Consider the following 20,752-nt stretch of genomic DNA (forward strand, 5'->3'; position numbering starts at 1 on the left):
CACCCGGCCCGGTCGACCGAACAAAGCGCATGTTCACGGATGCACGGCCACGTTGTCGGCGGGGTCGGCGTGGTTCGTCCCGTTGTCCGGTCGGACGTCCCGGCGGTCCCTTAGTGACCGGGGGTGCAGGCGGCGGCGGAGGCGGTGGAATCGCCCGGCCCTGGCGGTGACGAGGCGGCCCAGTTCGTCGGTGTGATGCCAGGCGCGGTCGGCGGCCTCCGGGTCCGGGTGGGTCGCGGCGAAACGGGCGCGGTCGACGAGGTCGGCGAGCGGGCGCAGGTGCCCGCCGGCGGCGTCGCCGATGTTGGACGCGCCGAACCGCGCGACCTCCTGCGCGGTCAGGGTGCGGGCACTGGCCAGGCCGACGTCGGCGAGGTGGTCGAGCGCCTGAAGCCAGGCGCCGGTGATGCGGGCGGCGGGCGTGCCCGTTCGGCGGCGTCTCCCGCGCAGGGTCGGGGCGAGCAGGGCGGCGAGCACGTAACCGGTGAGCAGCATGGCCACCGCGATGAACGCGAAGGCCCACCATGGTGTGGGTGCGTCCTCGGCGGGGATCGGTTTCTCCGGGGACCGTCGCGTCGTGTCGCGGGGGTTGGGGTCTCGCTCCTGGGACGCGGCGCTCTTCTGCGCCTCCTCCAGTCTCTGCTCCGTCTCGCCGACCGCGACCGCGTCGTTCTCTTTGGAGCGGCGGGCGCTGTCGGGGAGCGGGTTGAAGCGGATCCAGCCGAGACCGTGGAACTTGATCTCGGGCCACACCATCACGTCCCCGGAACGGACGTGGACGGTGTCGCCGACGCGTTTTCCGCCGTCGAAGCCGACCACGATCCGCGTTGGGAGGTCGAGCGTGCGGGCGAGCAGCGCGTAGGCGGTCGCGAAATGCTCGGGCGTGCCGCGTCTGCCCTCGCCGAGGAAGTAGTCGAGCTGGCGGTAGCCGTGTCCGGGCGCCGCGGTGACGTCGTACCTGGCGTACCGCTTGAGGTATTCGGCGAGCATCGCGGCCTTCTGGACGGGTGACACCGCGCCGCGGGTCGCGGCGCCCGCGAAACGGCGGAACTCGGCGATCTGGAGGGGCGGCTCCTTCGCGCCCGGCCCCCACGGCAGTTCCCGCGCGGCCCTCGCCTCGGTGTCGGTGGCGACGCTCGCGGCGGCGAGGTCTCCGGCCGTCCATTCGGGTACGACGGACTCGACCCGGTACGTCTGCCCCGGGCGCAGCGGTCGCGTGGCGGCCAAGGCGCCGGCGGCGGGGTCGACGACGACCGGGAGGCCGTCCACGCGTCGTGGACGGTCCGCGGCGGGTACCCACACGCCGGGTAGGTCCCGGATGGTGATCCGCTGCGCGACCTCGTGTTCCCTGCCTGGTCGCGGCCCCCGTGGGACGCGGCTGCCGGTCGGCACGAACCGGGCCGTGGACGACCAGGAGACGCCGTCGAAGCGGTCGAGGACGGCGAGCCGCACGATCTCGTTCCGTGAGGCCCGGACGGTGAACATGACCTGGTCGGGATTCAGCAGCCAGCCGCCGACACGGTCGAGCGGGCTGACGCCGTCGTGCCTCTGCGGCGGCGGCGCCCGCACCTGCCGGCGCGGGTCGTACGGCTCGGCGCCGACCGGGACGACCGGGCCCGCGGCGAACGCGACCCCGCCTAGGACGGCGGCGGCGGGCACGCCCACGAGCAGCGGTCGCCGGCCGGCGCCGTCCGCGCGGACGAGGGCCAGGACCGCGACCAGCACGACGGTCGCGGCGGCGAGCGGCGTGTTGGAGCCGGGTCCGTCGACCCCGAGCGGCAGCGCGACCGCCCACACGGCGAGGGCGGGCAGGCACGGGACGGCGCGCAGCGAGGTCCGCAGCGCCAGCTCGGCGGACGCGAACGCCGCCAGCCACACCACCACGTGCACCAGGACGAGCAACTCCGGCTTCGCGGGCGCGGGCAGCAGCGTGGTCAGGATCGACTTCCAGGAGCTGAGCACGCCCTCGCGGAGCGCCTGCGGCAGCGTCCCGGCGTTGAGCGCCGGGCGCAGCACGGTGACGGTGACCGTTCCCGCCCACGCGACGACGGTCAGCACCAGTGAGATCCACAACGGCCATGGCCTCTTGTCCTCGCGCGGGCCGGACAGGAGCGCGCTCAGCGCGGTCGGCACGGCGGCAGCGACGGCGGCGACCGGCAGCACGGCGCCGAGCCCGAAGACCCGCTGGAACGACAGGCCCGCGACGGCGGCCAGGCAGGCCGTCACGATGAGGGAGAGGTAGCGGGTCACCGGACGTTCCCCAGTCTCCGCCACGCCTGGGCCAGGCCGTCCAGGTCGGCGACGTCGATCAGCTGGACGCCGGGCGGCGCCGACGCGGGCTCCGCCGGTCGGACCCGCAGCACCACCACCCGGTCGAAGCGGCTCCGGATCGACGCGACCCGTCCCAGCTCCGCCGCCCCCGACGTGACCACGACGAGGGACCCGCCCGCGCGTACCCGCCGGACCGCGTCCACGGCCGACCACGGCCCGTCCCGCGTGGTGACGCGGGTGAGCCGGTCGAGGAGGACGTCCACGTCGTCGGGCCCGCCTCGCGTGTCGGCGAGCCGCCCCTCGCCGGTGAGGAGCCGGACGGGGAAGTTCGCCGCCGCCGCGCCCACCGCGACGGACGCCGCCGCGTCCACCGCCAGCTCGAAGTCGTCCGGCTCCGGCCACGCCCCCGACCGCGCCTCCAGGACGACCGTCGTCGTGGGCAGGCTCGCGTCCACGAGCTGGCGGACCATGAGCGTGCCCGTCCGCGCCGACGACTTCCAGTGGACGTGGCGCAGCTCGTCGCCGACCACGTACTCGCGCAGGGCGTGGAACGTCGCCGTCCCGGCCGGGGACCGGTCGCTCGTCGGGCCCTCCAGATGGTGGGCGCGTCCGGACGGCAACGGCGGCAGCCGCACCGTCCGCGGCCGGACGAGCAGGACCGTCGACGTCCCGTACTCGCGGACCCGGCGGGCCAGCCGCAGCGGATCGGCCCGCGCCAGCCGCAGCGGCCCCACCGGGATCTCGCCGCGCCGTCCCGTCGGCAGCCGGTACGTCACCGAGCGCGTCCCGCCCGACCGCAGCCGCGGCACCTCCACCGACACCGGCTCGGGCCCCGCCGCGTCGTGCGCGCTGAGCCCCCGCGCGCTCCGGCCCCGGTTCGTCACGTGCAGGACGCCCACGGCCGGTTCGCCGCGCTCGACCCTCACCGGCGCGATCTCCCGGCGGACGTCCAGCCTCGGCTGCGGCAGCGTCCACACCGCGGCGGCCGCCACGGCGACGAGCCCGGCGACCGCGAGCGTCGCGGGCTCGGGGTAGCCGAGCCACCAGCCCGCCGCGTACAGCGGCGCCGACACGGCCACCGTCCCCCACCCGAGCGGCGTCAGCACCCCGCACCCCGTCCCGTGAACACGCCCGGCCTCTCGAACACACCCGGCCCCTCAGACACCGGCGGCCTGGGGGGTCGGGACGTTCCGCAGCGCCTCCTCGACGACGTCGGCGCCGGTACGCCCGCGCAGCTCCGCCTCCGGCGTCACGATCAGCCGGTGCGCGATCACGGGGACGGCGAGCGCCTTGACGTCCTCCGGGACGAGGTAGGCCCGGCCGGCCGCGGCCGCCCGCACCCGCGCCGCGCCCAGCAGCGCGACACCGGCCCGCGGGCTCGCGCCGAGCCGCAGGTCGGGATGCCCGCGGGTCGCCGCGACGACCCGGACCAGGTAGTCGAGCAGCGCGGGCGCGACATGCAGCCGCCCCGCGAAGTCGATCATCCGGGCGAGGTCCTCGCGGCCCAGCACCGGCGGCAGCCGGTCGAGCATCGCGCCGGTCGGCCCGCCCGCGAGCAGCGCCACCTCCGCCTGGTGGTCGGGATAGCCCATGGAAATCCGCATCAGGAACCGGTCGAGCTGCGCCTCCGGCAGCGGATACGTGCCGTCCATGTCGACCGGGTTCTGCGTGGCGATCACCATGAACGGGCGCGGCACCGGATGCGGCACGCCCTCCACGGTCACCCGGCGCTCCTCCATGACCTCCAGCAGCGCCGACTGCGTCTTCGGGGAGCCGCGGTTGATCTCGTCGGCGACGGCGAGGTTCGCGAAGATCGGCCCGGCGTGGAACTCGAACGCGCCGGTCCCCTGGTTGTAGATCGACACGCCGGTGATGTCGCCGGGCAGCAGGTCGGGGGTGAACTGGATCCGCGTCCACCGCGCCTCCACCGACGCCGACAGCGCCCGCGCGAGCGTCGTCTTGCCGACGCCGGGGACGTCCTCGACGAGCAGATGCCCTTCGGCGAGGAGGCAGGTCAACGCCAGTTCGACCTTCTCGCGTTTGCCGCGCACGACCCGCTCGACGTTGCCCGCCAGGGCCGCGAACATCTGCGCGAACCGTCCGGCCGACGCGTCCGCGTCCGCCCCCGGGTTCTCGGTCATCGGGTGCACCCCCCACTTTCGACGTGGACATCCCGCGTGGAAGCCGCCCGTGTACCCGTGGGCGGCGCGGCGGAGCGGTCGTCCCGTTCGATCCCCGTCAACGTCGCGCGGAAGGTGATCGTGAGCAACGTTCCGCGTGGCCGTCGGTCGCCCGACGGCGGTCCCGGTCTCGTCCACACCGGTCGTCGCGCCGAGGTCGAATCCCCGTACCTCGGTGCGAAGGGCACCTTAACGGTAATGACCGGCGCACCGGTATGAGATCCGCGAAGTTCTCACCTGGTGATCCACGGCGAGAGAGCAGGTTACGGGCGAATCAGCGTGTTATTGCTCACAACTTCGCCCTGTGATGTGTCCGACGTACTTCCGACCTACTTCCGACCTGGGCGAACCGAACGCGGCCTTGATGCCGGACGTCCTAATGTTTGGGCATTGCGACGACGACTCCGAGGTGGACGTGGACGACATCAGCATCGGTGACCTGTGGGACCGTGTGACCGGAACGCAGCCCGACCCCCCGCTGTGGCTGGTCGTGCTCGTCGGCGTTGTGGCGCTCGGCTCGGTCGTCCACGGGCCCACCTGGCGGATCGCGCGCAACACGGTGACGATCGCGCACGAGGGCGGGCACGCGCTCGTCGCGCTGCTCACCGGCCGGAAGCTGGACGGCATCAAACTGCACTCCGACACCTCCGGCGTCACCGTCTCGCGCGGCAAGCCGCACGGCCCCGGCATGATCTTCACGGCGATGGCCGGGTACCTCACTCCCCCGCTGCTCGGGCTGTTCTTCGCGCTGCTGCTCGCGGGCGGCCGCATCACGCTGATGCTGTGGTTCTCGCTGGCCCTGCTCGGCGCGATGCTGATCATGATCCGGAACGCCTATGGCGCGCTGTCGGTGATCGTGACCGGCGCGGTCATCTTCGCGGTGTCGTGGCTCGGCAGCGCGGACGTGCAGGCCGGATTCGCCTACCTGGCGGCCTGGTTCCTGTTGCTGGCCGCCACCCGCCCGGTGATCGAGTTGCAGCGGATGCGCGCCCACCGGATGGCGCCGAGCTCCGACGCCGACCAGCTCGCGCAGCTCACCGGCGTCCCCGGCCTGGCCTGGGTGGGCCTGTTCGGCGCGACGGCCCTGCTCGCGCTGGTGACCGGAGCCGCCCTCCTCGTCCCGGACGGCGTCTCCCTCCCCGACTTCTCCGCCACGCCGGACCCCTGATCGCGGCTCCGTCGGATTGTCCCTGGGCGCCGATAGTTTCGGCGGTGTGAGCGATCGATGGGACCGGGAACAGGTGCTCGGCCTCGCGCCCGACGCGGCGTCCGCGAAGGCGGCGGGCGGCGTCGCCGAACCCGCCAAGTGGGCCGGAACGGGCTGTGACGACGAGGCGGTCTGGGGCGAGTGCAGGGGCAGCGGCAAGTCCGCGTACCGGACGTGCGCCGATCTGACCGAGCCGGCGTTCCGGTGCTCGTGCCCGAGCCGGAAGTTCCCCTGCAAGCACAGCCTCGGGCTGCTCCTGTTGTGGGCGGAGGGCGCGGTCGACGGCGGGCCGCGACCGGGCTGGGCCGCCGAGTGGATGGAGGAACGCCGGGCCCGCGCCGAGAAGGCGGTGGAGCGGCGGGCCGCCTCGGCCGCCAAGGCCCGGGATCCGAAGACGGTCGAACGGCGGGAGCGGCGCGTCGACGACGGGCTCGCCGAACTCGACCGGTGGCTCCACGACCAGGTCGCGCACGGGCTCGCGCAGGCGGAGAAGGCCCCCTACAAGATGTGGGACGACGTGGCCAGGCGCCTCGTGGACGCGCAGGCCAGCGCGCTCGCCGGGCATGTCAGGGGCCTCGCCGCGATCCCCCGGCGGCCCGACTGGCCCGGCCGCCTGCTGGAGGAGTACGCGCTGCTGCGCCTGCTCGTGCGGGCGTACCGGCGGCGCGACGAGCTGCCTGAGGGGCTGCGCGACACCGTCCGGTCCCGTGTCGGGTTCACCGTCCCGCAGGACGAGGTGCTGGCGGACGGCGAGAAGGTCCGTGACCGGTGGTGCGTCATCGGGCAGCGCGACACCGCCCAGGAGCTGCTGACGACACGGCGGGTGTGGCTGCGGGGGCGGCGGACGGGGCGTCCCGCGCTCGTGTTGTCCTTCGCCGCGCCGGGCACGTCCCTGGACGCGTCGCTCGTCGTCGGCACGGAGATCGAGGCGGACCTGGCTTTCTACCCGGGGTCGCCGCCGCTGCGGGCCCTGGTCGCCGGGCGGGACGGGCCGGTCGCGCCGGGCCGGCCCGCCGGAACGTCCGTCCGGGCGTTCCTGGACGAGCACGCCGCGGCCCTCGCGCAGGACCCGTGGATCGACCGCTGGCCCGCGACGTTGGAGAGCGTGCGCCTGGCCCGCGCGGACGGCGGCGACCTGTTCGCCGTCGACGACGCCGGGGACGCGCTGCCGCTCCGGCCGATCGATCCATGGCGGCTGCTCGCGCTGTCGGGCGGCGGTCCCGTCACGATGGCGGGCGAATGGAGCCCGCGCGGCCTGCGTCCGCTGGCCGCGTGGCACGACGACGAGGGAACGGTGATCGTGTGACCGCGTGGGACGAGCATGTCACCGCCGCGCTGCTCGGCACCGAACGGCGCGTCCCGCCGCCCTTGTCCCTGGCGGCCGAGCGGTCCACGCCGGGAGCGGCGGGTGGTCCCCCGCCACAGGACGCCGAGGACGGTGACGCGGCGGGGCGGCTGCTCGACCAGGCGGCGGTCCTGACCGTGCGGCGGCGGGCCGGGCGCGTTCCCGCGGCCGGGGCGCCCGAGCCCGTGGCGCTCGCCCCGGTGGAGGACGCGCCGGCGGTGCCCGGCCCGGCGGCGACGCGGCTGCGGCGGATCCTGGTCGGCGAGCAGATCAGGGTGCTGCCCGAATGGCTGGACGCGGCGGCCCGCCACGGCCTCCGGGTGCCCGCCCAGTCGCTGCCCGACCTGCTGGAGCGGGGACGCGGCGACCGGTCGCTGCGGCCGCTGATCGTGCGGGCGGCCGGGCGGCGCGGCGTGTGGCTGGCGTTGCAGAACACCGACTGGGCGTACCTGGTCGGCGCCGGGGACGATCCCGGCGGCGGCCCCGAGGTGTGGGAGACCGGAACACGCAACCGGCGCGTGGCGTATCTGACCAGGCTTCGCGGCACCGACCCGGGGCGGGCGCGGGAGCTGCTGCGGGCGACATGGGCCACCGAGCCCGCGCCCGACCGCGCGGCGTTCCTCGCCACGTTCGCGCACGGGCTGTCGCTGGACGACGAGGAGTTCCTCGAATCGGCGCTGGAGGATCGCGGGAAGGACGTCCGGCAGCACGCGTCCGACCTGCTGGCCCGCCTGCCCGGGTCGGCGTACGGGGAGCGGATGGCGGCACGGGCCCGCGCCTGCCTGACCCCGGAGAAGCGCAGGACCCGGGGCCGGACGCGGACCTGGATCCGGGTCGAGCCGCCGCGCGCCCACGACGAGGACCTCGCCCGCGACGGCGTCCCGTTCCATCCGAGCGGATCGTTCGCGCCGCGGAGCGGCGGCGAGCCCGTGGGCACGCGGGCGGCGTGGCTGCGCGAGATCCTCGCCCGCACTCCCCTGTCCACCTGGACGGAGCTGTTCGCCACCACCCCGACGGAGATCGTGTGCCTGCCGGTCCCGGAACCGGACGGACGCGACGTCCACATCGGGTGGGCACGGGCCGCGCTCGCCCAGCACGACGCCGGATGGGCGCGGGCGCTGCTCAAGGGCGGGGTGCTGGCGGACGAGCCGGAGGCCCTCGCCGACCTGGTGTCCGTCCTGCCGGAGGCGGAGCGCGACACGGCCGCGGCCGACCTGCTCCGGTGGATGAAAGGGCGGTCGGACGCGCTGCGCGTGCTCGAACGCGTCCCCGGGCCGTGGACGGGCGCGCTCGCGTCGGCCGTGGTCGCGACGCTGGACGCGGCGGCCCGTCCCGGCCTGGTCAAGCGGATCACGACACGCGAGGAGCACCTGGTCACCCAGCTCTGCCGGCTCGCCGACCTGCGGCTCGACCCAGCGGTCGCGCCCAGGCTCGACCACATGGACCCGACGGCCGCACCGGCCGTCACCGAACTGATCGCCACGCTGCGTTTCCGCGCCGAGATGCTGAAGGAGCTTGCCCCGTGACCGAACCGAACACCCCGGGGGACCCGGGGGGTCGTCCCTCCGGAGAGACGGGCGCCGTGCTGCGGCCGCACGCCGAGGACGCGCACGCCGGGGAGCTGGCCCGGCTCGCCGAGCACGACGACCGGCCACGCCCGCCCGGCTGGCGGCTGTCGCCGTGGGCCGTCACCACGTACCTGCTCGGCGGTGACCTGCCCGACGGCACGTCGATCAGCCCGAAGTACGTGGGGCCGCGCCGCCTGATGGAGGTCGCGGTCGCGACGCTCGCCACCGACCGGGCGCTGCTGCTCCTCGGCGTGCCGGGCACGGCGAAGACGTGGGTGTCGGAGCATCTCGCGGCCGCCGTCAGCGGCGACTCGACCCTGCTCGTCCAGGGGACGGCGGGCACGGCGGAGGAGGCGATCCGGTACGGGTGGAACTACGCGCGGCTCCTCGCCGAGGGCCCGTCGGAGAAGGCGCTGGTGGAGAGCCCGGTGATGCGGGCGATGCGGCGCGGCGCGGTCGCCCGGATCGAGGAGCTGACCCGCATCCCGTCCGACGTCCAGGACACGTTGATCACGGTCCTGTCGGAGAAGACGCTGCCCGTCCCCGAGCTGAACACCGAGGTGCAGGCCCGCAGGGGCTTCACGGTCATCGCGACCGCCAACGACCGCGACCGGGGCGTCAACGAGCTGTCCAGCGCGCTGCGTCGCCGGTTCAACACCGTCGTGCTGCCGCTGCCCGAGTCCGTCGAGGACGAGGTCGACATCGTGGCGCGCCGCGTCGACCAGATCGGCGCCGGGCTGGAGCTGCCCGAGGCCCCGGCGGGGCTGGAGGAGATCCGCCGGGTCGTCACCGTGTTCCGGGAGCTGCGCTCGGGGATGACCGGCGACGGGCGGACGAAGCTGAAGTCGCCCAGCGGGACCCTCAGCACCGCCGAGGCCATCTCGGTGATCACGAGCGGGCTGGCGCTGGCCGCGCACTTCGGCGACGGCGTGCTGCGCGCCGCGGACGTGGCGGGCGGGATCGTCGGCGCCGTCGTCCAGGACCCGGTGTCGGACCGGGTGGTGTGGCGGGAGTACCTGGAGGCGGTCGTCCGGGACCGTCCGGAGTGGCGGGACTTCTACCGTGCCTGCCGGGAGGTGTCTTGAGCCACGTCGAGGTCTACGGGATCCGGCACCACGGGCCCGGCTCGGCGCGGGCGCTGCGCGGCGCCCTGGAGGAGTTCAAGCCGGACGCGGTGCTGATCGAGGGCCCGCCGGAGGCCGACCCGATCGTGGAGCTGGCCGGTGACCCGGACATGGTGCCGCCGGTCGCGCTCCTCGCCTACTCCCCCGCCCCGACGTCCGGCTCCGCCGCCGGCTCGGGGGAGGGCGGTGGCGACGGTGACCGCGACCGGAAGGCCGCGTTCTGGCCGTTCGCCGAGTTCAGCCCCGAATGGCAGGCGATCCGGTACGCGCTCGGCGCGGGCGTCCCCGTCCGTTTCTGTGACCTTCCGGCCGCGCACCAGCTCGTCCCGGCCGACGACGACGAGCACGAGGACGAGGCAGCGGAGGACGCAGCGGAGGAGGTCGAGGCGTCCGGGGACGCGGCGGAGGTGATCCGGCTCGACCCGCTCGGCTGGCTGGCCAAGGCCGCAGGTTACGACGACGCCGAACGGTGGTGGGACGACGTCGTGGAGCATCGCGGCGGCGGCCCGTCCCCGTTCGCCGCGATCGCGGAGGCCATGACGGAGCTGCGCGAGCAGCTCGCCGCGCTGCCGGAGGGGAAGGCGTCCGCGGCGCTGCCGCCCGGCCACGCGCTGCGCGAGGAGCGGCGCGAGGCCCACATGCGGCGGACGCTGCGCCGCACCCTCAAGGAGGGGCACGAGCGGGTCGCGGTGGTCTGCGGCGCGTGGCACGTCCCGGCCCTGCGGGCGAAGGTCCCGGCGGCGCACGACGACCGGACGTTGCGCGGCCTGCCGAAGGCCAAGGTCGCGATGACCTGGGTGCCGTGGACGCACGGGCGGCTCGCGGGCTGGTCCGGGTACGGCGCGGGCGTCCGGTCCCCCGGCTGGTACCACCATCTGTTCATCGCCCGGGACCGTCCGATCGAACGGTGGCTGACCGCCGCGGCCCGCGTCCTGCGCGAGGAGGATCTGCACGTCTCGTCGGCGCACGTCATCGAGGCGGTGCGGCTCGCCGAGGCGCTCGCGGCGCTGCGCGGCCGCCCCCTCGCGGGGCTGGACGAGGTGACCGAGGCGACGCGGGCGGTGCTGTGCGAGGGCGCCGACCTGCCCGTCGACCTGATCCAGAAGCGGATGGTGGTGGGCGAGCGGCTCGGCGCCGTCCCTGAGCGGACGCCGATGGTGCCGCTCGCCCGCGACCTGCGGGCCGAGCAGCGGCGGCTCCGGCTCAAACCGTCCGCCCTCGACCGGGAGCAGGACCTCGACCTGCGCAAACCCACCGATCTCGACCGCAGCAGGCTGCTGCACCGGCTCCGCCTCCTGGACGTGCCCTGGGGCGTCCCGGCGGAGACCGGCCGGTCCAAGGGCACGTTCCGGGAGACGTGGACGCTGACCTGGCGGCCCGAGTTCGACGTCGAGCTGATCGAGGCGAGCGCGTGGGGCACCACGGTGCGCGGCGCGGCCACCGCCCGCGCCGAGTCGCTCGCCGCGCACGCGACCGCGCTCGCCGACCTGACGTCGGTGGCGGAACGGTGCCTGCTCGCCGACCTCGGCGACGCGCTGCCCACCGTGATGCGGGCGCTCGCCGACCGGGCCGCGGTCGACACCGACGTCGCGCACCTGATGGCGGCGATGCCCGCGCTGGTCAGGGCGCTGCGGTACGGGGACGTCCGCGGCACGTCCACCGGTCCGCTCCGCACGGTCGTCGACGGCCTCGTCGTCCGCGTCTGCGTCGGCCTGCCACCGGCGATCACGGGCCTGGACGACGACGCCGCCCGCGAGTTCCTCGGCCGTGTCGACGACGTCCACGGCGCCCTGTCGCTGCTCGCCGACGACGGTCACCTCGAACGCTGGCGCCGCACGCTGGAGGGCCTCGTCGGCCGCCCGGACACCCTGCACGGCCTCATCGACGGCCGCCTCACCCGCCTCCTGCACGACGCGGGCCGCCTGGACGACGTCCCCGACCGGATGGCGCGGGTGGTGTCGACGGGCACCGAGCCCGCCCGCGCCGCCGCCTGGATCGAGGGCTTCCTGTCCGGCGGCGCGCTGCTCCTCGTGCACGACGAGACACTCCTCCGCCTCGTCGACGGATGGGTCTCCGACCTGCCCGGCGACTCGTTCACCGACGTCCTGCCGCTGCTGCGCCGCACCTTCGGCGCGTACGCGGCCAACGAGCGCCGCGCCATCGGCGAACGGCTGCGGAACCTGGACCACGCGCCCGCCGCGGCGTCCCGGCCGTCCGAGGACGACGTGGACGAGGCCCGCGCGGCGGCGGCGACCACCACGACCCTGCGGATCCTCGGATGGGAGCGATGGGCATGAGCGAGGGCGACGGCGGCGGCGACCGCGAGCGGTTGCGACGGTGGCGGCTGGTGCTCGGCGGCGACCGGGCCGACGGCACCGGCGTGTCGCTCAGCGGCGACGACGTGCGTATGGACGGGGCGCTGGAGAGGCTCTACGGCGCCGGGGAGGGCGAGGGGCGGCCCAGGCCGGGGCGGCGCGGCGCCGGGCTCGGCGACTCCGCGCCGTCCGTGGCGCGGTGGCTCGGCGACATCCGGTCCTACTTCCCGTCGAGCGTCGTGCAGATCATGCAGAAGGACGCGATCGAGCGGCTCGACCTCACGCGGCTGCTGCTGGAGCCGGAGATGCTGGACGCCGTCGAACCGGACGTCCACCTGGTCGGCACGCTGATGTCCCTGAACCGGGTGCTGCCCGACCGGGCGCGTGAGTCGGCGCGTGCGGTGGTCCGGAAGGTCGTCCAGGACCTGGAGCGGAGGCTGGCGAACAAGACGCGGTCGGCGGTCGGCGGGGCGCTGGACCGGTCGGCGCGGGTGCTGCGGCCGAGGCGGCTCGCCGACGTCGACTGGGAGCGGACGATCCGCGCGAACCTGCGGCACTACCTGCCCGAGCACGGCACCCTCGTCCCGGAGCGGTTGATCGGGTACGGGCGGCGGCGGCAGGCCGTGAAACGGGACGTGATCCTCGCCATCGACCAGAGCGGGTCGATGGCGGCGTCGCTGGTGTACGCGAGCGTGTTCGGCGCGGTGCTCGCGTCGATGCGGTCGCTGCGGACGTCGCTGGTGGTGTTCGACACCAACGTCGTCGACCTGACCGACCAGCTGCACGACCCGGTGGAGGTGCTGTTCGGCACGCAGCTCGGTGGCGGCACCGACATCAACCGCGCCGTCGCGTACTGCCAGGGCCTGGTGACGCGCCCGAACGACACGATCCTCGTGCTGATCAGCGACCTGTACGAGGGCGGGATCCGGGACGAGCTGTTGCGGCGCGTCGCGGCGCTGACGGCGGCGGGCGTGCAGGTCGTCGTGCTGCTCGCCCTGTCGGACGAGGGCGCGCCCGCCTACGACCACACGAACGCGGCGGCGCTCGCCGCGATGGACGTCCCGGCGTTCGCGTGCACCCCGGACGCGTTCCCCGAGCTGATGGCCGCCGCGATCGAACGCCGCGACCTGCGGGAATGGTCGGAGCGGCAGACGGCCGCGTCAGCGGGGTGAACGCGACAGGCCCCGCGCCAGGAGGATCACGACGACGCCGGTCAGGACGGCGTGCCCGGCCAGCGCGAACGCCTCGATCCGCACCAGGGCGCCCCACGCGCCCCACATCGCGACGCGGGTGACGCGCGCCGCCATCACCGTCCACGCGGCGGTCCGGCCGCCGCGCCAGGCGAGGATCACCGCGACGAGCGTGACCACGGCCACCACGGCGAACGAGGCCGCGACCACGGGCAGCAGGGCGCCGCCGTCACCCTCGCTGAGGGACGGCAACGCGATCAGGACGGCGAGCGCGGCGACGTCGAGCGCGGCGAGCAGCCCGGCGAGCACCAGCCCGACTCCGAGCGCCGCCCCACGCCGAAGGGGCCGAGGCCGCGACGCGGCCCCCGGGAACGCGGGAACCGTCCGCGCCTCCGGACCCCGAATGAACGGCACCGCACCAGGCGTCCCCGAGTCGGACAACGCCACGCCGGGCGCGACTTCGCCGGAGAACGCCATGCCGGACGATACGCCAGGCGACACCGCGCCGGACCCCGCAGCACCGCTCGACGCCGCGCCAGGCCAAGCCGAAGCAGGCGACGCCGCGCCAGGTGATACCGCGCCGGGGTGCGCGGAGGCGGGCGAGACCGAGCCGGGTGACGCCATGCCGGACGACACGCCAGGCGACGCCGCGCCAGGCCAAGCCGAAGCAGGCGTCGCCGCGCCGGGTGATACCGCGTCGGGGTGCGCGGAGGTGGGGAAGGTCGCGTCTTGCGACGCTGAGTCAGGCCTCGCGGTGCCGGGAGGGAAGTGGATCGTCGTGGGGGTGGCGTCTTCGGGCGGCTCAGTGGTCGGTCGCCGGTTGTGCGGCGCGGGGGCGGTGTTCGCGGGGGTGGTCTCCAGGCGGGCGTGCTTCTCCCGTTCGCCGAGGAGCCACAGCAGGACGTCCTCGGACGCGGGGCGGGCCTTCGGGTCCTTGGCGAGGCAGGCGGCGGCGACGTCGGCGAGCGGGCTCGGCAGAACGCTCAGGTCGGGCGTCTCGTGCATGATCCGGTTCATCACGGCGGGCAGCGATCCCCCGGCGAACGGGTCGCGGCCGGTGGCGGCGAACAGCAGCGTGCCCGCCCAGGCGAACAGGTCGGTGGACGGCCCGACCCGGCCGGAGAACTGCTCGGGCGCCATGTAGGCGGGCGTGCCGACGACCTGGGAGATCAGGGTGGCGCCGGTGTCGAACGCGCGGGCTATGCCGAAGTCGATCACGCGGGGGCCGTCCGGGCCCATCAGCACGTTCTGCGGTTTGAGGTCGCGGTGCACGACGCCCGCGCGGTGGATCGCCGACAGCGCCGTCACCGAGCTGATCGCGAGCCGGTCGAGGTCGGCGCCGGCGCGCGGGCCCTCGTCCCGGACGAGGTGGCGCAGCGACCGTCCCGGCACGTACTCGCTGACGATGTAGGGCCGGTCGCCGGCGGTGTCGGCGTCGAGCATCTGCGCGGTGCAGAACCCGGCGACGCGCTGGAGGAGGGCCAGCTCGCGGACGAACCGTTCCCGCGCCCCCGCGTTGCCGACCAGTTGCGCGTGCAGCAGCTTGACGGCGACGCGGTCCGGACCTTTCCCGGGCCGCGCGGGACGGCCGAGGTACACCACGCCCTGGCCGCCGGTGCCGAGCCTGCCGAGCAGCTCCCAGCCGCCGAGCCGGGTCGGATCGGCGGACGTGAGGGGAGCCGGGCTCGCCATTCGCCACCCCCGTCGGGTCCCCGAAACCGGCCGTGACGGCCGGCGAAGAAACTTTGAGCATTCGAGCGAGCACAAAACCCGGTCGCCCGGCATCAAAGAGTATAGGTTCGGCGAGCCCGAAGCGGGAGAGGAAACATGCGTGACATCCATTCGCCAATTCGACGGCGCGGGGTTTCCCCGGGGCCGGTCGTGGGCGCGGTCGTTGGCCTGGCACTGGTGGCGGGCGGCCTGTCCGGCTGCGGCGACGCGGGCGCGACGATCACCCGGCTGACGGTGGGCACGCCCGGCCCCGATCCGTACACCCGGATGGCGAACACCGACGAACCGGCGGTGAAGAAGCGGCCCCGGGCGGGCGGGACGCAGGTGGGCGACTCGCCCGGCCTGTACGGCGGAACGCGGCGCGCGGCCACCTGTGACCAGGGGCGGCTGGCCGCGTTTCTCCAGGCCAACCCGGCCAAGGCGCGGGCGTGGGCGGGCGTGCACGGCATCCCCGTCAAGGACGTCGCCCGGTACGTGTCGCGGCTGACTCCGGTCCTGTTGCGCACCGACACGCTCGTCACCAACCACGGATACCGGGACGGGAAGGCGACGAGCGGCCCCGCCGTCCTTCAGGCCGGAATGGGCGTTTTGGTCAATGGTTACGGAGTGCCCGTAGTGAAGTGTAATTGCGGCAATCCGTTGACCCGTCCCGAGAAAAAGATCTCTGTTCGGAGCGCGACCTACACTGGCCGATCCTGGCCGGGATTCACGAAGGAGAAAGTCACGAAGGTCCGCCCCAGAGACACCGGGAAGGGGCCGATCGTCACGTTCGTCCTCGTCGACCCGGAGGCGAGAATGGGATTCCAGCGACCCCGCGCCAGCGGCGGCGAGGCCGACGGACCGCCGATCGAACTGCCGTCCACCGAGACGGAGGCCCCGGTCAGCGACTCGCCGGCCCCGACGGACTCCGGATCCGAGTCCCCCGGCACCGGCACACCGGGCATGGAGTCGCCCGACACGGAAACGCCGGACACGGGGACGCCGGGCGACGGCACCCCCGACCCCGGGATGTCGCCCGCCTCACCGGGCGTGCCGTCCGAGGGGCCGGGTACGGGAACCGGCGACGGCTCGGGAACCGGTGATCCGGGAGGCGGTGATCCCGGAGGCGGAGGCGGAGGCGCGGCGCCGGGCGGTCCGTCGGAGGGGACCGTGTCCCTGCCACCGCCCACGCCCCCGTCCACCGAACCTGGGGCGCCGGTTATCTGAGTCGGGCGGGTCGTTCGGGCCGGTCAGGGCATGTTGGCTGGTCAGGGCTGGGAGATTGTCGGGGGCGGGCACAGTTTCCTCTTCGACGGATCCCACTGCCCCAAGGGGTTCCCTTGGGGCAGTGGGATAGTCTGCACATATGAGCAGCCAATCAGATGTCGTCGCGCCGGTCGTCGAGGCCGAGGCCTGTGCCGTCCGCGTGGTCGATTCCGAGAAGGTCGCCATGGTCACCGCGTCCCTGCCGGACGCGGAGACGATCACGGAGCTGGCGCAGGTCTTCGGCCTGCTCGCCGACCCCGGACGGCTACGCGTGATCATCGCGCTGCTCGAAGGCGGCGAGATGTGCGTATGCGACATCGCCGCGTCCTGCGGACACTCGGAATCGGCGGTCTCGCACGCCCTGCGCCTGCTCCGCGCCAACCGCGTCGTCCGCGTGCGCCGGGCCGGGCGGATGGCCTACTACCGGCTGGACGACTCGCACGTGCGGATGCTGCTCGACCTCGCCCTCACCCACATCGGTCACGGGACGGAGGGCACCTGATGGCACACCGGGAGAGCGGCCCCGCGAAACCCAGACGCGGCCACGGACACGGGCACGGGCATGGCCACGGGCACGGGCATGGCCACGGGCATGGACACGGGCACGGCGTCTCGCCGAACGCCGACCGTCGGCTCCTCGGCGGCGCGCTCGTCCTGATCGTCGTCTACATGGCGGGCGAGGTCACGATCGGCCTGATCGCCGGATCGCTGGCGCTGATCACCGACGCCGCGCACATGCTGACCGACGCGTTCGCGATCGCGCTGGCCCTGGTCGCGATGCGGATCGCCGCACGGCCGCCGCGGGCCGGTTTCACCTACGGGCTGCGCCGCGCCGAGATCCTGTCCGCGCAGCTGAACGGGCTGACGCTGATCCTGCTCACCGTCTACTTCGTGTACGAGGGCATCCGGCGGCTGATCGAACCGCACGACGTCGAGGGCCAGTTCGTGTTCTGGACGGCCCTCGCGGGCATCGCCGTCAACGTCGCCGCCACCATGCTGATCAGCCGGGCGGACCGCAGCAGCCTCAACGTCGAGGGCGCCTTCCAGCACATCCTCAACGACCTGTTCGCGTTCATCGCCACCGCCGTCGCCGGACTCGTCGTCTGGACGACCGGTTTCGCCCGCGCCGACGCCATCGCCTCGCTGGTGGTGGCCGCGCTCATGCTGAAAGCCGGGTACGGGCTGCTGAAGGACGCGGGACGGGTGCTGATGGAGGCCGCGCCCGCGGGCCTCGACCCGTCCGAGCTCGGCTCCCGCCTGGCCGGGCGTCCCTGCGTCGAGGAAGTCCACGACCTGCACGTGTGGGAGGTCAGCTCCGGCTACCCGGCGCTGTCGGCGCACGTCCTCGTCGACACCAAGGGCGACTGCCACGCCGTCCGCCGCGACCTACAGGGGTTGCTGCGCGACTCGTACGGGATCACGCACACGACGCTGGAGGTCGACCACGTGGACGAACCGTCCGGCGGCGACCGGGTCCACTGCTCCGACCCGCACGGCCCCCGGCACGTGTCGGAAGGGGACGAACCGCACGAGCACGCGGGCAACGCGCCCTGCGACCACTGACGGTCCGGACGCCGACAAGTCGGCCTTCTGACCTGGTTCATGTTTAAGGACGCGAAATCGGTTCATCACTCTCGGGCCGGGGGGCGCGTTTCACTCCCTTGGGCAGGGTGACGCGTTCGAGGAGGTGAGCGGAGCCCGAGATGCGGAGTGTTGAGATGCGGAGCGTTCAGATGCGGAGCAAGGCGGAACTGGAGTCGGCCATCGCCAAGGGCGGGCGGGCGGCGTTGGTGATCAACGCCCGTTCGCGGCGCGGCCGCCGCCTCTACGGCAGGGCCCGGCGGATGCTGCGCGAGGCGGGCGTGGACGTCGTCCACGTGTTCCCGGTGACCGACCCGACGCGGCTGCGGGAGCTGTTCTCCGACGTCCTCGCGCTGGAGCCCGACCTCGTGGTCGTCGGCGGCGGGGACGGCACCGTCGCCGAGGCGGTGGGGCATCTGGCGCACCGCGACATCGCGCTCGGAATCCTGCCGCTCGGCACCACCAACAACTTCGCGCGCAGCCTGGAACTGCCGATGGACCTGCCCGGCGCCGTCCGGACCCTCGCGGTCGGCGAGCCCTCCGGAGGGAAGGTCGCCGACGTCGACGTCGGCTGGTTCGAGAGCACCGGCGACCCGCAGGGCGAGGGACCGGCGGGCGACCGCGAGCACATCTTCGCGAACATGGTGAGCCTCGGCCTGTCGGTGCAGGTCGCCGAGAAGGTCCCGCACGCGCTGAAACGGTTCCTCGGCCGTCCCGCCTACGCGTTGACGGCGGCGCGGCTGCTGCCGGGCCACCGGGCGTTCACCGCCCGGATCACGATCGACGGGGAGACCCGGGAGCTGGCCACGCACCAGCTGAACATCGCGAACGGCGCGCATTACAGCGGGCAGCGCATCGCCCGCGACGCCAGCCCCGACGACCGCCTGCTGGCCGTCTACCGGCTCGGCGACGAGCGGCGGCTGCGGTTGGCGTCCGCCACGGCGCGGCACGTGCTGACCGGCCAGTGGCGGAGCCTCGACGACGACGCGTTCCTCACCACCGGGCACGTCGAGATCGAGACCGATCCGCCGATGCGGGTGGACGTGGACGGCGAGATCCGGGGCACCACCCCGGTGTCGATCCGGTTGCGCGGCAACGCGCTGCGCGTGATCGTCCCGCAGACCTTCGTCGACACGTGACCTTCGCCGGCGGCGGCTACAGGACGCCGCGAGCCCCGAGCAGGTCCTTCAGCCGGTCCTGCGGTAGGCCCGGGGCACGGTGGCCGTCCCGTCCGATCATGGTGCGGGCGGCGAACAGGGCGTTCAACACCGCCTCCTCCACCACCTGCACGACCGCCTCGTAGAACGGGTCGATCCGGTTCCACGGGACGAACCGGAGCGCGTCGTAGCCGGGGTCGCCGGTCGGGAAGCCGCCGCTGATCGCGCCGGGGTTGCCGGTGGAGAACGTCAGGAAGATGTCGCCGGACGAGTGCCCCCCGTACGTCCCCGTCAGGGCCAGCCCCAGCGGGACGCGGCGGGCGAGCGCGGTGCACTGGCCGGGCAGCAGCGGCGCGTCCGTGCCGATGACGACGATGACCGAGCCCGCGCCGGGCGGCGCGAGCCAGGCGGGGTCCGCGATCGGGTTGTCGTCGGCGAGGTCGGCGCCGACCGGCACCCCGCACACCGTGAGCTGGCGCCGCGTCCCGAAGTTGGCCTGGACGAACGCGCCGACCGTGTAGGTGTCGCGGCCGTGGGGCACGGTGCGCGACGACGTGCCGCTGCCGCCCTTGAACTCGTAGCAGTTCATGCCCGTCCCGCCGCCGACGGAGCCCTCCTCGACGGGGCCGCCGCGCGCCGCGTCGATCGCCTCGATCGCGACCTCGGGCCGGACGTGGTCGCCGTCGATGTCGTTGAGGTAGCCGTCCCAGGTCTCGGCGACGACGGGCAGCATCCACTCCTGCGCCTCGGGCCGCTCGCGCCGGGCCCAGTCGATCGCGCCGCGGTGGCAGGCGCCGACCGCGTGCGTGTTGGTGATCAGCACGGGGAGGGTCAGCGCGCCGGTCTCGGCGATCCAGTGCGACCCGGTCATCTCGCCGTTGCCGTTGAGGGAGTGGATCCCGGCGGCGCACGGGTCGTGGTAGCCGGTCCGGCCGCGCGGCAGGATCGCGGTCACGCCGGTGCGGACGGGCCCCTCGCCGCGGTGGAGCGGCCCGTCCCCGGAGATCAGCGTGCGGTAGCCGACCTCGACCCCCGGAACGTCGGTGATCGCGTTGTGCGGGCCGGGTATGCCCGGCAGGGGCAGGCCGAACGTGCGGGCGCGGGTCATCGGTCACCTCTCTGATCCCCGGGTTCCAGTGTGCTGAGATCGCAGCCGGTGGCGTCGGACGCGCAGGCCAGCAGCAGGCCCTCGGCCCGCGCGACGTCGATGGTGGGCACGGCCATGGTGATGTGCAGGCCGTACCCGTCCTCCAGCGCGACGAGGTTGCGCGCGATGCTTCCGGCGTCGCGGGTCAGGGTGAACACGCCGGTCGCGGCGCCCGCCTCCAGGATCGCGGCGTAGATGCCGACCTGCCGCTCGTACAGCCGGATGTGCTGCGCGGCGTACGAGGCGTCCCGGCGGGCCACGGTGCCGAGCTCGTACAGCAGGACGCACAGCTCGTCGCGCGGATCCGAGGGCAGCCCGCTGCGGATCATGGCGAGCAGCCGTCGGCGGGGGTCGGCCTCGTCCCGGACGGCCTCCTCCCGCTCGCCGCAGAACCGGTCGACGGCCTCCCGCTGCACCTCGCGCAGCAGGTCGGTCAGCGTCGGAAAGTAGTAGAGGACCGACCCCGGCGAGAGCCCCGCCTCCGCGGCCACATCGCGCAACCGCAGATCGAGCACGCCGCGGTCGAGCACCGCGCGGCGGGCGGCGGCGACGAGGTCGGCGCGCCGTTCATGGGCCCTGCTGGGTCGTGCCATGCCAACATTCTCCGAAGATCTTTCAGACAATGCAAGTCAGCTTCTCCAGCGAGAAACCCGAGACCAAGATGTTATGCGGTCGCTTCTTGACCCGGTGG

The 20,752-nt window shown here is 74.2% G+C and carries 16 protein-coding genes; 10 read left to right on the forward strand and 6 right to left on the reverse strand.

Annotated elements, in window-relative coordinates:
• Positions 1–33: 33 nt before the first annotated feature.
• Genes D0T12_RS24975 through D0T12_RS24985 form a run of 3 tightly spaced genes read right to left on the reverse strand, consistent with a single transcriptional unit; the run spans position 34 to position 4,412 of the window.
• Complete coding sequence (locus tag D0T12_RS24975; RefSeq protein WP_117402121.1) at positions 34–2,250, reverse strand: DUF3488 and transglutaminase-like domain-containing protein; 2,217 nt, start codon at positions 2,248–2,250, stop codon at positions 34–36.
• On the reverse strand, positions 2,247–3,377 hold the full coding sequence (locus D0T12_RS24980; RefSeq protein ID WP_117402122.1) for a DUF58 domain-containing protein: 1,131 nt from the start codon (positions 3,375–3,377) through the stop codon (positions 2,247–2,249). Before D0T12_RS24980 ends, D0T12_RS24975 begins: the two co-directional genes overlap by 4 nt.
• Before the next feature lie 51 nt (positions 3,378–3,428).
• The gene (locus D0T12_RS24985; RefSeq protein WP_199487682.1) at positions 3,429–4,412 is read right to left on the reverse strand and encodes an AAA family ATPase; all 984 of its coding nucleotides are present in this window, start codon (positions 4,410–4,412) and stop codon (positions 3,429–3,431) included.
• A 418-nt stretch (positions 4,413–4,830) separates the two neighbouring features.
• Between D0T12_RS24985 and D0T12_RS24995 the strand changes: the two genes are divergently transcribed.
• The 6 genes from D0T12_RS24995 to D0T12_RS25020 are packed head-to-tail and all read left to right on the forward strand — an operon-like array spanning position 4,831 to position 13,182.
• On the forward strand, positions 4,831–5,619 hold the full coding sequence (locus tag D0T12_RS24995; protein ID WP_199487683.1) for a M50 family metallopeptidase: 789 nt from the start codon (positions 4,831–4,833) through the stop codon (positions 5,617–5,619).
• Between the two features lie 46 nt (positions 5,620–5,665).
• Positions 5,666–6,964, forward strand: coding sequence for an SWIM zinc finger family protein (locus D0T12_RS25000; RefSeq protein WP_117402124.1), 1,299 nt, complete (start codon positions 5,666–5,668; stop codon positions 6,962–6,964).
• On the forward strand, positions 6,961–8,529 hold the full coding sequence (locus tag D0T12_RS25005; RefSeq protein WP_117402125.1) for a DUF5691 domain-containing protein: 1,569 nt from the start codon (positions 6,961–6,963) through the stop codon (positions 8,527–8,529). The genes D0T12_RS25000 and D0T12_RS25005 overlap by 4 nt, the downstream gene beginning before the upstream one ends.
• The gene (locus D0T12_RS25010) at positions 8,526–9,656 is read left to right on the forward strand and encodes an ATP-binding protein (protein ID WP_117402126.1); all 1,131 of its coding nucleotides are present in this window, start codon (positions 8,526–8,528) and stop codon (positions 9,654–9,656) included. The genes D0T12_RS25005 and D0T12_RS25010 overlap by 4 nt, the downstream gene beginning before the upstream one ends.
• Positions 9,653–11,992, forward strand: coding sequence for a DUF5682 family protein (locus D0T12_RS25015; RefSeq protein ID WP_117402127.1), 2,340 nt, complete (start codon positions 9,653–9,655; stop codon positions 11,990–11,992). Before D0T12_RS25010 ends, D0T12_RS25015 begins: the two co-directional genes overlap by 4 nt.
• The gene (locus D0T12_RS25020) at positions 11,989–13,182 is read left to right on the forward strand and encodes a VWA domain-containing protein (protein ID WP_117402480.1); all 1,194 of its coding nucleotides are present in this window, start codon (positions 11,989–11,991) and stop codon (positions 13,180–13,182) included. Before D0T12_RS25015 ends, D0T12_RS25020 begins: the two co-directional genes overlap by 4 nt.
• Here the strand turns inward: D0T12_RS25020 and D0T12_RS25025 are convergent.
• On the reverse strand, positions 13,171–14,892 hold the full coding sequence (locus tag D0T12_RS25025) for a serine/threonine-protein kinase (RefSeq protein ID WP_158581620.1): 1,722 nt from the start codon (positions 14,890–14,892) through the stop codon (positions 13,171–13,173). The two genes, D0T12_RS25020 and D0T12_RS25025, sit on opposite strands and share 12 nt — an antisense overlap.
• 189 nt (positions 14,893–15,081) lie before the next feature.
• Between D0T12_RS25025 and D0T12_RS25030 the strand changes: the two genes are divergently transcribed.
• The 4 genes from D0T12_RS25030 to D0T12_RS25045 all read left to right on the forward strand — a co-directional run bounded on the left by D0T12_RS25030 (position 15,082) and on the right by D0T12_RS25045 (position 18,896).
• Positions 15,082–16,137 carry a DUF6777 domain-containing protein gene (locus D0T12_RS25030; RefSeq protein ID WP_117402129.1) on the forward strand — a complete coding sequence of 352 codons (1,056 nt, stop codon included), beginning with the start codon at positions 15,082–15,084 and terminating at the stop codon, positions 16,135–16,137.
• A gap of 139 nt (positions 16,138–16,276) precedes the next feature.
• Positions 16,277–16,678 (forward strand): ArsR/SmtB family transcription factor, encoded by a 402-nt coding sequence (locus D0T12_RS25035; protein ID WP_117402130.1) that lies wholly within the window; start codon positions 16,277–16,279, stop codon positions 16,676–16,678.
• Positions 16,678–17,739, forward strand: a complete 1,062-nt coding sequence (locus D0T12_RS25040) for a cation diffusion facilitator family transporter (protein ID WP_117402131.1) — start codon at positions 16,678–16,680, stop codon at positions 17,737–17,739. Before D0T12_RS25035 ends, D0T12_RS25040 begins: the two co-directional genes overlap by 1 nt.
• 170 nt (positions 17,740–17,909) lie before the next feature.
• A complete protein-coding gene (locus tag D0T12_RS25045) occupies positions 17,910–18,896 on the forward strand; it encodes a diacylglycerol/lipid kinase family protein (RefSeq protein WP_117402482.1) in 987 nt (328 codons plus the stop codon).
• A 16-nt stretch (positions 18,897–18,912) separates the two neighbouring features.
• Here D0T12_RS25045 and D0T12_RS25050 read toward each other — a convergent pair whose 3' ends face one another.
• Together D0T12_RS25050 and D0T12_RS25055 are read right to left on the reverse strand one after the other, a co-directional pair.
• Positions 18,913–20,022, reverse strand: coding sequence for a DmpA family aminopeptidase (locus D0T12_RS25050; RefSeq protein ID WP_117402132.1), 1,110 nt, complete (start codon positions 20,020–20,022; stop codon positions 18,913–18,915).
• On the reverse strand, positions 20,019–20,654 hold the full coding sequence (locus tag D0T12_RS25055) for a TetR/AcrR family transcriptional regulator (protein WP_117402133.1): 636 nt from the start codon (positions 20,652–20,654) through the stop codon (positions 20,019–20,021). The genes D0T12_RS25050 and D0T12_RS25055 overlap by 4 nt, the downstream gene beginning before the upstream one ends.
• Between the last annotated feature and the right edge of the window lie 98 nt (positions 20,655–20,752).

The organism is Actinomadura spongiicola (assembly GCF_003432485.1).
Classification (GTDB): Bacteria; Actinomycetota; Actinomycetes; order Streptosporangiales; family Streptosporangiaceae; genus Spirillospora; species Spirillospora spongiicola.